A 527-nucleotide genomic window follows, 5' to 3' on the forward strand; every position below is an offset into this window, starting at 1 on the left:
AACACTGGGACATCTGGCTTGGCTGCCTTGGCACCTATTGCAGCTGGAAATCCCCAACCCATTGTTCCAAGGCCTGTAGAGCTGAAAAACGTACCCGGATGTATAACATCAAAGAATAATGATGCCCACATTTGGTGCTGTCCAACTTCGGTAGNACCTGTTGAGCTGAAGAACGTACCAGGATGGATAACATCAAAAAATAATGATGCCCACATTTGGTGCTGTCCAACTTCGGTAGTAACAATTGATTGTGCAGGTAATACTTCTCTTAATTTTTTGAGAACCTTTGATGCTGCCAATGGGTGTGGATGTATCTTGAGATTTTCTCTATAGTATTCTTTTGTTTCCTTTACTCTTTTTGCCCATGCGCTTTCTCCATTTCGCTTGATTGCTTTTTGAATTAGCATCTTAACCATTATCCTAAGTGATGTCTTTACATCGCCTACCACTGCGACATTTGTTGTCTGGTTCTTTCCTATCTCTGCAGGGTCTACATCCATGTGAATTATCTTCAAGTTTCTCTCAAA

General features: G+C 41.4%; 1 protein-coding gene and 1 pseudogene. Both read right to left on the bottom strand.

What is annotated here, in order from left to right; all coding sequences use genetic code 11:
* Positions 1-154, bottom strand: a 154-nt coding sequence (locus DYY66_RS13410; protein ID WP_255495926.1) for a thiamine pyrophosphate-dependent enzyme, incomplete at both ends; no start/stop codon positions are given.
* Position 155: 1 nt separating this feature from the next.
* Positions 156-527: pseudogene (locus tag DYY66_RS13415) on the bottom strand (acetolactate synthase large subunit); the annotation flags it as partial.

Source organism: Candidatus Nitrosotalea sp. FS (genome assembly GCF_011319475.1).
Taxonomy (GTDB): Archaea; Thermoproteota; Nitrososphaeria; order Nitrososphaerales; family Nitrosopumilaceae; genus Nitrosotalea.